Consider the following 14,193-nt stretch of genomic DNA (forward strand, 5'->3'; position numbering starts at 1 on the left):
CCTCTCGCGGACACGTATGTGATCAGGTATCACCAATGTCATCCCAGCAACCACGCCACGGCGAGGAGGCTTGCGCCGTCGTGGACTCGCTCGACCAGATCGGCTCCCAGTGGCGGCTGGTGGTGCTCCACGACCTCCAGGACGGCGAGAAACGGTTCAATGAGCTCAAGCGTTCGACCGACGCGAGCTCGCGCACCCTCTCGCGGGTGCTCGACGATCTTCAGAACGTGGACCTCGTGAGTCGTCGGATCGAGGAGGACGCCCCGATCGCCACGTACTACCGACTCACAGGCAAGGGCGAGGCACTGTGTCCCGTCTTCGATGAGATCGAGGCGTGGGCCGACGAGTGGCTCGATGGCGATCCTCGTCCGTAGTTCGCCATCGGTCAGTCGTACGTTTCGGGGTACGCCTCGGCCAGCAGGTCGGGCCGCTCCTCGAAACGCTCCCGGATCGGATCGATAGCCAACGAGATGTGCTCGGCGGCGGCGTTTTTGAGGTCCTGGGGGTGGAGCTCCTCGCTCACGAAGTCGGCCTCCAGGTCGTCGTAGCTCTCGTAGACGAGATCACCGCCGTACTCCTCGGGGCGTTCGATTTCGAAGGCCTCGCCGCGCTGATCGAGGATCGGGAAGACGAGGTATTCGAGGTATTCGAGCACGCCGTTGTCCTCGGTCTCGCCCTGCGGGCAGTACGCACCCTGGAGTTTCTCGGCCACGGTGTCGGAATCGTCGGTGAGGTTGACCTTCGAGGATGCGTCCGAGGCGCTCATTTTCCCACCGGTGAGGCCCGAAAGCAGCGGGGCGAACACACAGACAGGTGGCTCCTCGTCGCGATCGTCGAACAGTTCGCGGCTGAGCATGTAGATGCCGCGCTGGTCGATCCCGCCGTACGCGATGTCGGCGTCGAGCGCGTCGACGTCGAGGGTCTGCATCAGCGGGTAGAGCAGCCCGCCGAGGTTGGGGTTCTCCGCCTGGCGAACGACTTCGCTGCCGGCGCGCTGGACCCGCGAGATCGTGGTGTCGGCCGCCATCCGAAGGAGTTCGAGCGAGTAGTCGGCATCGAGTTCGAACTCGCGCCCACGCACAAACTCGATGTCGTCGGGGTCGGCTCCGGCCGCCTCGACCATCCCCTCGATCGCCTCGCGGTAGTACGCGGAGCGGGCGTCGAGCAGGTCGAACGGGCTCTTCTCGTCATCGAGGTGGGCGTGGAGATCCGCGATCAGCACCGTGACGTCGAGGTCGGCGCGGAGGAAATCGGCGAGTTTGCGGATCGTGGTGAAGTGACCGATGTGCATCTCGCCGGTCGGCGCGTAGCCGATGTACACAGTTGGATCGTCGTCGGCCAGCAGTCCGTCGAGCTCCTCGTCGGTGACGACCTCGGCCGTGTTCCGCGCCACGAGCCGCTTTCGCTCCGCGTGGTCCATACGCTCCCTGTCCCGTGCGCGCGGTTAAGCGATTCCCTTCGTGGCCTGGTGCGGTGGCCGGGAGGAAAGCGCCCGCCGACAGTTCGACGATCGCGGCTCGTTCACTCCCGGTAATTGGAAGTCAACCATGCAAAGATTAGAAGTAAAAACTCATCTTCTACCCCAAAACCCATTCACGTCGAAGAACGTCAAATACTTGTTTTCAAACCATCAGTCAGCGACTCTGGTCACGATAGAGGACAGTCGGCAACTATCCTCGTCGAAGCGCTTCGTCAAAATTAACTGGATGATTACTGCTCGACGACGTAACTTCAATTGTATCACGACTCAGATTCAAATACAGAGCTTGGGGATCGAATCGTACTTCTCCAGTCCAACTACCACCATCGACCTCGTGGAACGAGAGTACAATTGTCTTTGTCCAGATGGTTCGCAATACGTTCCCGACCAGGAACATAGAGCCAGGTACCGAGTGTTTAATTATGGCGTCACTCTAGATCATACGTTGTTGATACTGGACTCAACGTCACGCTCCGTCCGAAGCGACCTCGAACGACGACACGAGATCGTCCACCGTGACGTGGTACGTGCCGGTTTCGAGGACGTGGCCCTCGCCTGGTTCGTAGTACCCGAAGTTCGCCGCGGGAATCGACAGATCGACGTTTGCCGATTCGCCGGCATTGAGACCGACGCGATCGAACCCTACCAGGAAGCGTCGCGGACGAACGCGCGAACTCGTTTCCTGTGTGGCGAAGACCTGGACCGTCTCGGTGCCGTGTCGGTTGCCGGTGTTCGAGACCGTGACTGTCACGTCCACGTCCTTCGCCGGATCGACGTCGTCCGATCGAATCCGAAGATCGTCGAACGCGAACTCGGTGTAGCTCAGCCCGTGGCCGAACGGGTAGAGCGGATCGTAGGAGTTTGGATGCTCGTCGTCGCCGATGGGGGTGGGGTGAGCGAGGCAGTCGTGATACTGGGGGAGGTCGCCCATCGAGCGCGGGATCGAGATCGGGAGCCGCCCGCTGGGATCGTTGTCGCCGAACAGCGTCTCGGCGATCGCGGTCCCGCCCTCGGTTCCGGGGTAGTACGCCATGAGGATCGACGAGACGTTCTGTGCCATCCAGTCGACGATCAGCGGCCGGCCAGTGACGAGAACGCCCACGACCGGCGTACCGGTGTCGTGGACCCGGCGCACCAGCTCGCGCTGGGCGTCCGAAAGATGAAGATCCGAGCGCGTCGGCCACGCGCCGGTCTCGACACCCGCCTGTACGGAGGGCCCGAACTCGTGGAGATACCATCCCTCGCCGAGTGCGATCACCGCCACGTCGGCCGCCGTTGCCTTTTCCACTGCGGCATCGATATCGCGTTCCTCGTTCAGCGTCGTCCCCTGCTCGTAGGTCACGCTCCCTTTGCTCCGAGCATCGATGGCGTCGAGTACCGTGTCGCCAGGCACGCCCGCGGACTGGGGGACGCTCCAGCCGCCGAGCTGGTGAACGATGTCGTCGGCGTTCGGCCCGCCGACAAACACGTCCTCGTCCCCGTCGAGCGGGAGGAGGCCGTCGTTTTTCAAGAGCGTCATGCTGTCGCGGGCAGTCTCGCGGGCGATCTGTCGGTGGTCGGAGTTACCGAGGGTTTCGTGGGCCGCGTCCGCGTCGACGAACGGGTCCTCGAACAGCCCCATCTCGAACTTCACTCGAAGGACGCGGCGAACGCTCTCGTCGAGTCGACCTTCGTCGATCTCACCGGATTCGACGAGGTCGACGAGGTGTTCGGCGTGTTCGACGTGCCCGACGGAGGCGACGTCGAGTCCGGCGGTGTGGGCGTGGCGTACACCGTCGCGCTGGTCGCTCGCCGTCCGGTGGTCGTCGGAGAGGTGGCGGACGCCGTTCCAGTCCGAGACGACGTGGCCCTCGAACCCGAGGTCGTCGTGGAGGAGATCGGTGAGATACGTCTCGGAACCGTGGACCGGCTCGCCGTTGATCGAGTTGTAGGATGGCATCACCGATGCGACGCCCGCATCGAGTGCCGCCTCGAAGCTCGGGAGGAAGGTGTTCCGGAGCTTGTACTCGGAGATATCGACCGGTGAGGCGTCCTCGCCACGCTCTGGCTCGCTGTACGCCGGGAAGTGCTTGGCAGTGGCGACGACCGAATCCTCGTGATCGATCCCGTCGCCCTGGTAGCCACGCACCTTCGCCGCGACCAACTCGGCACACAGTCGGGGACTCTCGCCGAACGTCTCGAAGATACGCCCCCACCGGGGGTCACGGCCCACGTCACAGGTCGGCGAGTAGTTCTGGTGAGCACCCATCCGGCGCACTTCGGTGGCTGTGACGCTCGCAACGGTTTCGGTGGCTGTGGTGTCCCACGTCGCCGCCGTTCCGAGCGCGTTTGGAAACACCGTCGCACCGGCGACGTACGCGTTTCCGTGGACTGCATCGACGTTCAGCAGGAGCGGAATCCCCAAGGCGGTCTCCTCCAGTGCGAACCGTTGGAGGTCGTTGACTGTCTCGACCGTCTCCTCGATCCCTGCGCACAGCGCGCCAGCCCAGCCGAACGGCGCGGCGACGCCGATGTGGTGATCGCGGATCGCGGCCTTCGCGTCCTCAATGTCGTTCTCGTGGCGGAGCTGTCCACACCACGTTCCGACGAGCTGGCCCGCCTTTTCCGCCGTGCTCATTCGATCGAGGAGATCGTCGACACGTACCGACGTGGGTCGATCCGACTGACGGTACGGAACTCTCGTATCGTGCGAACCCATGGTCCGAAATTTACTCAACCGAGTAAAAACGTTCCGGCGGTGGGATCATCGACGCGAGATCGATCTCTGGCGGCGTTGTTTGGTGTCGGGTCACTGCCCGGTGGCTTTATCACTGAAAGCCGTGAGTGGTTCGAACATGGAACGTGGACTAGTCGTCGCCGAACGGACCGACGAACACCGGGCACTCCTTCGGGAGGCCGGGGAGCACGCGAAGGGGGCGAACGCCGAACTCGTCCTCCTCCGATTGATGACCGAAGCGGAGTACGAGGCCGACGCCGAAACGCTCGCGTCGATCGGCTCGGTCGAGAACGTCAGCTACGACAGTCGGGCGGTTCTCGACGCCGCTGCGAACGACCTCCAGAAGATGGCACGCGACGTCCTCCCCGAGAACGCCGGTGTCGAGACCGTCGCTAAAGCGACCGACGAAGACGACATCGCCACCGCCGTCCTCGACACCGCAGCCGACCACGACTGCGATCACGTTTTCGTCCTCGGCCGTCGCCGCTCGCCCGCCGGTAAAGCGCTGTTCGGCGATGTCGCCCAGCGAATCGTGCTCGACTTCGATGGGTACGTCACGCTGAACACCGGTTAAACGCTGTGTTTTCGTGTCCGAAGGCTGATAGAAAATGGCCTCGATCGCTCGCCCCGAACGCCGCTCGCGTCAGACGGAATCCGATTCCGCCGTACGATCGAGAGACCCTTTCGCGTCCCAGATCGACGTCATAAGGTCCGCGAACACGACTGCGCGACGGGGAATCCCCTCGCCGTCAGTCTCGTCGCCGTCGATCGTCTGGAGGGCGGTGACGAACTCCCGATCGAAATCCATCCCTGCGACCGTCTCGCCGACGTCAAAGCTGAGCGTTCCGTCGGGGTCGGTGTCGAGCCACCCGACGGCCCGCTGTCGTTCGTCGTATTCGAGGGAGTACGTCGCCCCGCCGACGAGACGACGAACGTCGGCCATCGATCCGATTTCGAGCCAGCCGTCGTCGGTCTCGACGTATAGCACATCGTCCCGAACGTCCGTCTCGTACCGCTTCATGCCCCCTGTTCGGCATGAGAGCAATAAAACCCTCGTCCTGGATGGCGGAATCGAACGGATCCACAGTTCCTGCTCCGATCGACGACATCCGCTTCTCCTGGTGAAGGTTGCCGAAACAGGACGATCTCCCGAGCAGCCGACGCAACGCTTGCCGGTAATCGACGGGGCTATATGATAGATTTCACCACAACGCTTATGGTTAATCATACCCCGGGTGAGAGTGGACCATGGCAGACGACGCCAATAGTTACAGCGACATAGTGAGCCGACGCCGGTTCATCGAGATTACCGGCATCTCCGGTGCCGCCGCACTTGCAGGTTGTTCTGGCGGTGGCGGTGGAAGCAACGAGAGCGGTGACGGTGGTGGCGGTGGTGGCAACGAAAGCAACGGTTCCGGGGGTGGCAGCGGTGGAAGCTCTGGGAGCGGTGGCGGGAGCGGCAACGAAAGCGGTGGAGGTGGCGGCGGCCAAGTGTACGACACTCAGCATCTCACCTACACTAACCAGCAACCGTCGAACATCCAGTGGAATTCCAGTAACACGTCGGGTCTCGCCCAGATCTCGGACGATCTGCTGTTCGATCATTTCGCCAAGTATAATTTCGCCCGCAGCGAATTCGTGCCGTACGCCATCTCGGAGTGGAACTACGGCGGCGATACGTTCGAGATGACGATCCGCGACGGTCTCACGTGGTCGAACGGCGACGACGTGACGTCGGCCGACATCGTCACGCAACTTCGACTCGGATTGAGTCTCGGCCTCGGGTTCGCGGACTACACCGAATCTATCGAAGCGGTCGACGACAGCACCGTCCGGATGAACTTCGGTTCGGAAGTCAACCAGCAGATCGTTCAGTTTCAGGTGCTGAGCGGGAACTGGGTCAACCAGCCGGAAAGCGTCTTCGGCAAGTTCGTCGAACAGATCAATCAGAACGAAGAGGAGGGGCTCAGGAGTCTCCAAGAGTTCGCGTGGACCGATCCGATCGCCAGTGGTCCGTGGTCGCTTGGTGGCACCAGCCAACAGCAGGTGCTCCTCGAACGACGCGACGATCATCCGGACTCGGGGAACATCAACTTCAGCGAATACGCCTGTCGGTTCCTCGACGGGAATCAGGCGGCTCAACAGGCACTCATCAACCAGCAGATCGATTCGGTGTTCACCCTGTTCACCCCGCCACGGATCGTGAATCAGATGCCCGACGCGATCCAGCAGGTTCAGACACCGGCGGCGTTCGGTTTCGGACTGGTTCCGAACCACAACCACCAGCACGCCGGCGACCGCGCCGTGCGACAGGCGATTCAGTACGTCATCAACCGACAGCAAGTCGTCAACAACGTCTCGAAACCCTCGAAGCAGCCGACGCCGATCCCGACCGGGATCACACCCGACACCTTGGAGCAGTATCTCGGTGACGCGATGGGTGACTTCGAAACCTACGGGATGGACAGTTCCCAGACAGACAAGGCCACGCAGGTTCTCGAGGAGGCCGGCTACTCGAAATCGGGCGGGACGTGGCAAGACTCCGAGGGCAACACGGTCAGTCTTCCGGTCATGGTGCCTGCGGGGTGGAGTGACTGGAACACTGCCGCCCAGACCGTCGCCGACCAGCTCGCCTCGTTCGGCTTCGAGAGCGCCATCGACGCACGCCAGTTCGGCACGCTGCTCGGAAGCACGTGGCCGAACGGTGACTTCGTACTCACTGCGGGTGGGTGGCTCGACGGCGCACCGTCCGGAGCGTACCCGTACTTCTCGCTGCGTCACCAGTTGGTCTACAACGACCGGGGCTACGGCTACAACTACCCCGCGGCCAACCAAGAGCGAGGAGGCTCGAACGCTGACATCACCGTCCCTGCACGAGGGGGCTCGGGCGAAATGACGGTCAATCCAGCCGACCGGATCGGCGAACTCTCCCAAGCCACCGAGGAGTCCACGGTCAACGAGATCACTGTCGAGCAGGCGTGGGTCGCCAACCAGGACCTGCCGATGATCCCCGTGATGGAGAAGCTCGAACAGACGTTCCTCACTGGCGGCAACGAGTGGAACATCCCCGAGGAGGGTGCCGAAATCTCACAGGTTCGGTGGGCCAACACGTGGCTCCCCCGACAAGGCGAGATGCAGTACGCTGGCAACTGAGACAGCACCGGCGACCGACCACAATTCATATTGCGGATTAGCTGTATCGCGTTACACAGGGACATGGAGATACCCATACCGAATCGTACGTCGAGTTCGGCACCCGAACGGGTGTCGACGATCGAGGACACGAAACTACCACACACGACTTGATCCATGAACTACTACGTCGAACGGACGATACGTGCATTGTTGACAGTATGGCTCGTCATTACGCTCACTTTCGGCATGATCCGGCTGCTCCCCGGCGGGCCGCTGGTACAGCTCCGCGCGGAGTTGAGCCGACAGGGGTACTCGGCCTCACGAATCAACGCCCTCATCGAGAACTACCAGAACGTCCAACCGGACCAGCCGTTGTACGTTCAGTACTTCGATTACGTCACATCGCTCTTACAGGGAGATCTCGGTCAGTCGATCACGAACCCTAATTCGGTCGCGTCCATCATCGGGGACGCGCTTCCGTGGACGATGTTCATCATGATAACGTCGGTGATCCTCATCTTCGCCATCGCCATCGTCTGGGGAGCAGTCATGGCCTACCGGGAAGGCTCCACGTTCGACATGGCGTCGAGTAGCGTCTCGATCCTCCTCGGGTCGATGCCGTTCTACGTGCTCGCCATCGGTCTCGTCGTTCTCTTTTCGTACAAGTTTCAGATTCTACCGGCCCGATACCGGACGAGTCCCGGTGTCGAGGCTGGCCTCTCCGTCAAGTTCGTCGTTGACGCGCTCCGCCACGCCGCCCTGCCGATCGCCTCGCTGGTCATCACCGGCGCGGGGCTCCAGGCGCTCGCGATGCGGGGTAACTCCATCTCGGTACTCGGTGAGGACTACGTCCGGGTCGCCCGGTTGCGTGGTCTCTCCGATCGGCGTATCTCGACGCGATACGTCGCGCGCAACGCCATCCTGCCGATGTACACCGGCTTCCTCACGCTGATCGGGTTTTATTTCGGCGGCTCGCCGATCCTGGAGGAGGTGTTCACCTACCCTGGCATCGGCTACTACCTGTTCCAGGCGCTCGAAAACCGGGACTACCCACTGATGATGGGGATCTTCCTCGTCATCACGATCGCGCTGGTGCTCTCGGTGTACATCGCCGACCTCACGTACGGCAAGATCGATCCGCGGATCAAATCGGGTGAGTCCAGTGAAGCCTACTGAATCCGAATCCGTGGGCGGCGAGTTCTCCTTCGAGACGACCAGTTCGGACGTCGAGGTCACGTGGGGTGAGCGCCTCCGTGACTTCTACGAGGAGTTCATCTACAAGCCCGGCGTCGTCGCCTGGAACGACCGGCGAACCAAGATCGGCGGAGCCATCCTCACGGTGTACGTGGTGATGGCGATCGCTTCGCTGTTCTATCGCCAGCCGACGTCGAACCAAGCGGCCCGAGGCCTCCACCCATTTACGATCTGGAGTGCACCGCTTGGATCCACCGCATCGGGTGAGGATGTCCTCGCGATGGTGATCCACGCCACCCCGTCGATGCTGATCATGATCGCCACCGGTGGGGTGTTCGCCACCGGCGTCGCGGTCGTCATCGGCACCGTCGCCGGCTACAAAGGCGGGCTCATCGATCGGGGACTGACCTCGTTTTCGGACGTGATGATGTCGATCCCCGGTCTGCCGCTGGTGATGGTGCTGGCAGTAGTGTTCGAGCCGACGAATCCCGCCATCATTGGTGTGCTGATCACGGTCAACTACTGGGCGGGACTCGCGCGCGCCATTCGTTCACAGGTGCTCACGCTCCGCGAGAACTCCTATGTCGAGGCCTCACGGACGATGGGTGCGAGCACGCCCCGGATCCTGTTCAAGGACATCATTCCGAACCTGATGCCCTACGTCCTGGTGAACTTCGCCAACGCCGCCCGGTACGTGGTCTTTACCTCGGTCGGGCTGTACTACCTCGGCATTCTCCCGACGTCGGTGGCCAACTGGGGGCTCCAGCTCAACAACGCCTACAAGCAGGCCGGAGCGCTCGTCGGCACCGGTGCGCTCTACCAGCTCGTGATCCCGATGCTCGCGATCATGGGGATCGCGCTGGCGCTCATTCTGCTGTCCCAGGGGCTCGATCGGGTGTTCAACCCCCGCGTCCGGACGCGGCTTGCGGGCGGATCCGAATCCACTGCCAGCGAGACCGGCGACGAAACGACCGCGAGCAACGAGGTGATGACCTGATGTCGATGGAACGAACCAAACAACGCGATGCCATCGGTGCGTCCGATCCGATCATCCGGATGAACGACGCGTCGGTGACCTACGACGACGGCGGATCGTACGTCCTCGACGGCGTCTCGCTCGAGATCGAACGGGGCGAGATCCTTGGGATCGTCGGCGAGAGCGGCTCGGGGAAGTCGATGCTCGCCTCGGCGATGCTCGATGCGGTACCGAACCCCGGACTTCTCTCCGGCGAGATCGTCCACCGATCGAGCGACGGGACCGAGACCGACATCCTCGAACTCGCTCAGTCGGAGCTCCGTTCGATGCGGTGGGAGGAGATCTCGATGGTGTTCCAGGGCGCGATGAGCTCGTTCAACCCCACGATGAAGATCCGCGGACACTTCGTGGAGACCCTCGACGCCCACGACGCCGACCGGGCGGCGGGGATGGAGCGGGCACGGGAACTCCTCTCGGATCTCTACCTCGATCCCGATCGCGTGCTCGACTCGTACCCTCACGAGCTCTCGGGCGGGATGACCCAGCGCGCGCTGATCGCGCTCTCGCTGGTGCTCGATCCCGACCTCTTGGTGATGGACGAGCCGACCGCCGCACTCGACCTCCTGATGCAGCGTTCGATCCTCCAGCTGTTGGGAGGACTGCGCGAGAAGTACGACCTCACGATGGTGTTCATCACCCACGACCTGCCGCTTGTCGCGGCGCTCGCCGACCGGCTTGCGGTGATGTACGCGTTCAAGCTGGTCGAGATCGCCGACACTCGCGAGATGATCGAGGACGCAGGCCATCCCTACACGCGTGCACTCTTGAACTCGACGCCGAACCTCGATGCTCCCCTAGAGGAGATGCGACCGATCGACGGGAAGAGTCCGGCCCCGATCAACCTCCCGAGCGGATGTGCGTACCATCCGCGGTGTCCGCTCGCAACCGAGCAGTGTCGCGAGGAGGTTCCCGGGTATCACGAGGTGACGGCAGGCCACGGTGCGGCGTGTTTCCACTGGGAGGAGGCGATCGAGGAGATCCCCCTCAACTACACCGACTCGCTCGGCGACACCGCGGCGACCGGAGGAGGTGCGGCCGATGAGCAGTAATGACGCCGGTACCGATTCCGAGCCGGTGCTCTCGCTGTCCGATGTGGAGGTCCACTTCGAGAACCGGCCAGGGCTACTCGATTTCGGCGGCGAGACACAAACTGTGCGGGCCGTCGACGGGGTGAGTTTCGATCTCGAAGAGCGCGACGTGCTCTCGCTGGTCGGCGAGTCGGGCTGTGGGAAGACCACGCTCGGGAAGACCTCGATCGGGCTCCAGCGCCCGACTGGCGGCACCGTGAAGTATCGTGGTCACGACATCTGGAAAGTCCGCGACGGCGAGAGCGACGCCGACATCACGTGGGACGAGATTCGCCAATCGCTCCAGATCATCCACCAGGATCCCGGGAGCTCGCTCAACCCGAACCGCCGGCTGATCTCGATCCTCTCGGAGCCGCTCCGGTTGACGGGCGCGGATCTCAGCCGTGGGGAGCGCCGCGAGCGCATCTACGGACTCCTCGAACACGTCGGGATGACGCCGGCCTCCGATTTCGCCGATCGGTACCCCCACGAACTCTCGGGCGGCGAGAAACAGCGCGTCGCGCTGTGTCGCGCACTCCTGATGAACCCCGACGTGATCCTCGCCGACGAGGCGATCAGTGCGCTCGACGTCTCGCTGCGGGTGGAGATGATGGATCTCATGCTCGATCTCCAAGAGGAGTTCGACACTTCCTACGTGTTCATCAGCCACGACCTCTCGAACGCGCGCTACTTCACTCAGCACGGCGACGGCAAGATCGGGGTGATGTATCTCGGCGAGCTCGCCGAGATCGGTCCCGCCGAGGACATGGTGAACGACCCACACCACCCCTACACCAACGTGTTGCGGTGGGCGACGCCGGATCTCTCGCTCCGGGAGGCGGGCGAGCCGCCGATGCGGAAGATCGACATCCCGGACCCAGTGAACCCGCCGTCGGGCTGTCGGTTCCACACCCGGTGTCCGGAGGCCCGCGAGGCCTGCCGTCAGGAATCGCCACCGGATTACCAGCACAACGGCCAGCGGGTGGCGTGCTTCCGCGAAGACGACGACCACGAGTACTGGGATAGCCCAGAGCTCGCCGACTGACCGTTTCCGAACCGACCTGCAGGCGAAGTTTCTTTGTGTCGGCACTCGGCTATGACGAGCATGTCGTGGCGCGACGAGTTCTGGACGCTGGTTTACGAGTCGAGAGAGTACTTCAGACTGATTTGGGCGTTTCTGGTGTTGATGGCGCTGCTGAGCGCCGTCTCGTTCGTGTTCGGTCGGCCCGGTACCGCATCGCGCGCGATCGCGTACGTCAATCTCATTCTGATCGTCGGATTAGGGGTGATCGCGATCGGAACGTACTGGTACGCCGCGCGTCGCCAGCGCGAGCCCTGATCTCAAGCGGCGTCGCGATCGAGCCAGTCGGCGGTTTCGGCGGCGAGCGCGCGGAGATCTTCGTCGGCATCGGTGTCGGTCGCGACCTCCCGGAGTGGACTAACTGCACGATCGTCTCCGATGTATCCGAGTGCAGTGACGACGCTCGCCCTCACGGCTCCGTCGTGAGTGTCGAGACACGCACACAGTGGCTCGACCGCCGTGCTCGTGGCGTCGGGGTGATCCTCGGCGACGACTCCGATCACGTCGGCACCCGTCGTGACCAGAAGGGTATCGTCGCTATCGAGGAGGTCGACGATCGCCGGAACGTGTTCGACCAGCGCGGCGCTGTCGGCCTCGGCGACCGCCACGACGACGTTCGCCGCGACCGCCCGTGCAGCGAGCTGTCGCTTCCGTCCTTCCTCGCCGATGGCACGGTACTGCTCGAACGTCGAGAGACCGCCCATCGGTGGCTCTTCGAGCCCCTCGACGAGATTCGTGATCTCGCTGTCAAGCGTTGCGAGGAGATCGTCGAGTTCGGTCGCGAACCACTCGGGGTGCTCGGCGGCGACTGGACGGACGACGCGTGCGGCGAACGTCCGCACCAGTGGAAGGTCGTGATCGAGGAGATCGACGAGGGCTGGTACTCCGTCGGCGAGTTCTGCGGGTCGTTCGTCGGCGACGAGCGCGAGCGCCGTGAGGCTCTCCTTCAGAACGACCGAGTGATCTTCCGCGAGCCGATCCAGGAGCGTCGGCACCACGGGCACCACTGTATCGGGATCCTGAGCCGCGAGCGCAGCGGCGATCTTGGCGGCGTGTGTCCGAACGAGGTTCTCCTCGTCGGTGAGCCCGGCTCGGACGTGTTCGATATCGACGTCTGCCGGCGTGATCTCGTCGGCGTCGAGTTCACGAATATCGTCCGCGGTTGCGTGTGTCATTGCCACGAACGGCGGCGGCGAGCGGCATATGCGTAACGGTCGGTGATCTCGTCGATGGAACGACTGATGAACGTGAAACGACCGTACCGTGACGGTTTACGTCTCGTCGTCTATTTCCGATGGCGAGAGTGCGCCCGATTCTACCATCGCTTCGAGCGGACTGTCGTCGACATCGAGCGGGAGATCGACTCGGCCCCGCCGACGGACCGACTCGTAGCCGCCGAAGAGGATCTCGGCGGTGTTGAGACCGATTCGGCCAGAGAGCTGGGACTCCTCGCCAGTCCGGAGTGCGTCGATCGCGTCGCCGATCGAGCGATCGTGGAACCGTGAGCCGAACCGATCGCCGTCGTCGGCCGTGGCGTGCATCGTTTCGCCGTCGACGTCGATCACCTCACGCCGGCCATCCCGTTCGAGTTCGAGCATCGGACCGTCGTCGACGTCGATCCGGAGCGTCCCGTTGGTCCCTCGCAGCACGATCGCGGCGTCGGTCAGTGACGCGCCCGCACCGGTCGAGAGCACTCCATGGACGCCGTTGTCGTAGCGCCACTGGGCGAACATCTGGTTTTCTTGGTGGGCACCGAACCGGACGTCCTCCTCGCGGTAGTCGAGCTGGGCGATGACCCACTCGGCAGGTCGGTCGTCGTTGAACATCCCCGCGAGATCGACGGTGTGTGCGCCGGTGTCGAAGAAGTCGCCCCACCCGATCTCGATCCGGCGGAGCGCGCCGATCTCACCGGCGTCAAGCAGTCGGTCGGCCTCGGTGAACGGTCGGCCGAACCGGCGCTGGCGGTTGAAGGTGAGCTGGACGTCGCGTCGCCAGCAGGCTTGGACCATCCGCTCGGTACTCGGCCACGTCAGCGCCATCGGTTTCTCACAGTGGACGGCGTCGACGACCCCGCTGCGCGCACAGTCCACGACGACCTGCTCGTGAATCGCGGGCGGCACGGTAACACTGACGACGTCGGGTTCGACCGCAACGAGCATGTCCTCGTAGTCCGCGTAGATACCGTCCTCGGTGAGATCGAACGCATCGGCGAACGCGTTGGCATTCTCGGGAACGAGGTCGGCGCAGGCGACGAGCCGGCAGTCCTCGTTGTTTCGATATGCCTCGGCGTGTCGATACCCCATCGCGAACCCCTCGACAGTGGGGTTTCGTGGATCCGGGCCAGTGCCGATGATGGCGACTGTGTATTGGCTCATCTCGTTTGCGGACAGTGGGGACCAGCGGCATAGTGCTTTCGCTCGACCGATGTGAGCAGCGTGGGCCGACGATCGATATCGCCGGACGCGATTTCGGTGTCGTCGAGAC

At 63.2% G+C, this 14,193-nt stretch carries 13 protein-coding genes; 8 read left to right on the plus strand and 5 right to left on the minus strand.

Annotated elements, in window-relative coordinates:
* Positions 1–35 precede the first annotated feature (35 nt).
* Positions 36–374 (plus strand): winged helix-turn-helix transcriptional regulator, encoded by a 339-nt coding sequence (locus tag C449_RS01605; protein ID WP_049913812.1) that lies wholly within the window; start codon positions 36–38, stop codon positions 372–374.
* 11 nt (positions 375–385) lie between these two features.
* Here the strand turns inward: C449_RS01605 and C449_RS01610 are convergent, their stop codons facing one another.
* Together C449_RS01610 and C449_RS01615 are read right to left on the minus strand one after the other, a co-directional pair.
* On the minus strand, positions 386–1,420 hold the full coding sequence (locus C449_RS01610; protein WP_006076127.1) for a tyrosine--tRNA ligase: 1,035 nt from the start codon (positions 1,418–1,420) through the stop codon (positions 386–388).
* Positions 1,421–1,946: 526 nt separating this feature from the next.
* Complete coding sequence (locus tag C449_RS01615) at positions 1,947–4,178, minus strand: glycoside hydrolase family 3 N-terminal domain-containing protein (protein ID WP_006076128.1); 2,232 nt, start codon at positions 4,176–4,178, stop codon at positions 1,947–1,949.
* A gap of 136 nt (positions 4,179–4,314) precedes the next feature.
* Between C449_RS01615 and C449_RS01620 the strand changes: the two genes are divergently transcribed.
* Complete coding sequence (locus tag C449_RS01620) at positions 4,315–4,770, plus strand: universal stress protein (RefSeq protein ID WP_049913813.1); 456 nt, start codon at positions 4,315–4,317, stop codon at positions 4,768–4,770.
* 69 nt (positions 4,771–4,839) lie between these two features.
* On the opposite strand, the gene C449_RS01625 is transcribed toward C449_RS01620, so the two are convergent.
* Complete coding sequence (locus C449_RS01625; protein WP_006076130.1) at positions 4,840–5,217, minus strand: hypothetical protein; 378 nt, start codon at positions 5,215–5,217, stop codon at positions 4,840–4,842.
* Between the two features lie 227 nt (positions 5,218–5,444).
* Here C449_RS01625 and C449_RS01630 point away from each other — a divergent pair, with 227 nt between their 5' ends.
* From C449_RS01630 to C449_RS01655, 6 genes are all read left to right on the plus strand, one after another.
* A complete protein-coding gene (locus C449_RS01630) occupies positions 5,445–7,349 on the plus strand; it encodes an ABC transporter substrate-binding protein (RefSeq protein ID WP_006076131.1) in 1,905 nt (634 codons plus the stop codon).
* 156 nt (positions 7,350–7,505) lie between these two features.
* Positions 7,506–8,507, plus strand: a complete 1,002-nt coding sequence (locus tag C449_RS01635) for an ABC transporter permease (RefSeq protein WP_006076132.1) — start codon at positions 7,506–7,508, stop codon at positions 8,505–8,507.
* Positions 8,494–9,522: an ABC transporter permease gene (locus C449_RS01640; RefSeq protein ID WP_049913814.1), complete on the plus strand. Its 1,029-nt coding sequence runs from the start codon at positions 8,494–8,496 to the stop codon at positions 9,520–9,522. Before C449_RS01635 ends, C449_RS01640 begins: the two co-directional genes overlap by 14 nt.
* A complete protein-coding gene (locus C449_RS01645; protein ID WP_006076134.1) occupies positions 9,522–10,610 on the plus strand; it encodes an ABC transporter ATP-binding protein in 1,089 nt (362 codons plus the stop codon). The genes C449_RS01640 and C449_RS01645 overlap by 1 nt, the downstream gene beginning before the upstream one ends.
* The gene (locus tag C449_RS01650) at positions 10,600–11,673 is read left to right on the plus strand and encodes an oligopeptide/dipeptide ABC transporter ATP-binding protein (protein WP_006076135.1); all 1,074 of its coding nucleotides are present in this window, start codon (positions 10,600–10,602) and stop codon (positions 11,671–11,673) included. Before C449_RS01645 ends, C449_RS01650 begins: the two co-directional genes overlap by 11 nt.
* A gap of 60 nt (positions 11,674–11,733) precedes the next feature.
* Complete coding sequence (locus tag C449_RS01655; protein ID WP_152415625.1) at positions 11,734–11,967, plus strand: hypothetical protein; 234 nt, start codon at positions 11,734–11,736, stop codon at positions 11,965–11,967.
* A 2-nt stretch (positions 11,968–11,969) separates the two neighbouring features.
* On the opposite strand, the gene C449_RS01660 is transcribed toward C449_RS01655, so the two are convergent.
* Together C449_RS01660 and C449_RS01665 are read right to left on the minus strand one after the other, a co-directional pair.
* Positions 11,970–12,884, minus strand: coding sequence for a HEAT repeat domain-containing protein (locus C449_RS01660; RefSeq protein ID WP_006076137.1), 915 nt, complete (start codon positions 12,882–12,884; stop codon positions 11,970–11,972).
* Between the two features lie 96 nt (positions 12,885–12,980).
* Positions 12,981–14,084 carry a Gfo/Idh/MocA family protein gene (locus C449_RS01665; protein WP_006076138.1) on the minus strand — a complete coding sequence of 368 codons (1,104 nt, stop codon included), beginning with the start codon at positions 14,082–14,084 and terminating at the stop codon, positions 12,981–12,983.
* Between the last annotated feature and the right edge of the window lie 109 nt (positions 14,085–14,193).

It is taken from the genome of Halococcus saccharolyticus DSM 5350, from assembly GCF_000336915.1.
GTDB lineage: Archaea > Halobacteriota > Halobacteria > Halobacteriales > Halococcaceae > Halococcus > Halococcus saccharolyticus.

Excerpts from the sequence above, each read along its gene's own strand:
- C449_RS01605 (WP_049913812.1), top strand. The coding sequence starts at position 36 with ATGTCATCCCAGCAACCACGCCACGGCGAGGAGGCTTGCGCCGTCGTG.
- C449_RS01610 (WP_006076127.1), bottom strand. The coding sequence starts at position 1,420 with ATGGACCACGCGGAGCGAAAGCGGCTCGTGGCGCGGAACACGGCCGAG.
- C449_RS01615 (WP_006076128.1), bottom strand. The coding sequence starts at position 4,178 with ATGGGTTCGCACGATACGAGAGTTCCGTACCGTCAGTCGGATCGACCC.
- C449_RS01620 (WP_049913813.1), top strand. The coding sequence starts at position 4,315 with ATGGAACGTGGACTAGTCGTCGCCGAACGGACCGACGAACACCGGGCA.
- C449_RS01625 (WP_006076130.1), bottom strand. The coding sequence starts at position 5,217 with ATGAAGCGGTACGAGACGGACGTTCGGGACGATGTGCTATACGTCGAG.
- C449_RS01630 (WP_006076131.1), top strand. The coding sequence starts at position 5,445 with ATGGCAGACGACGCCAATAGTTACAGCGACATAGTGAGCCGACGCCGG.
- C449_RS01635 (WP_006076132.1), top strand. The coding sequence starts at position 7,506 with ATGAACTACTACGTCGAACGGACGATACGTGCATTGTTGACAGTATGG.
- C449_RS01645 (WP_006076134.1), top strand. The coding sequence starts at position 9,522 with ATGTCGATGGAACGAACCAAACAACGCGATGCCATCGGTGCGTCCGAT.
- C449_RS01650 (WP_006076135.1), top strand. The coding sequence starts at position 10,600 with ATGAGCAGTAATGACGCCGGTACCGATTCCGAGCCGGTGCTCTCGCTG.
- C449_RS01655 (WP_152415625.1), top strand. The coding sequence starts at position 11,734 with ATGTCGTGGCGCGACGAGTTCTGGACGCTGGTTTACGAGTCGAGAGAG.
- C449_RS01660 (WP_006076137.1), bottom strand. The coding sequence starts at position 12,884 with ATGACACACGCAACCGCGGACGATATTCGTGAACTCGACGCCGACGAG.
- C449_RS01665 (WP_006076138.1), bottom strand. The coding sequence starts at position 14,084 with ATGAGCCAATACACAGTCGCCATCATCGGCACTGGCCCGGATCCACGA.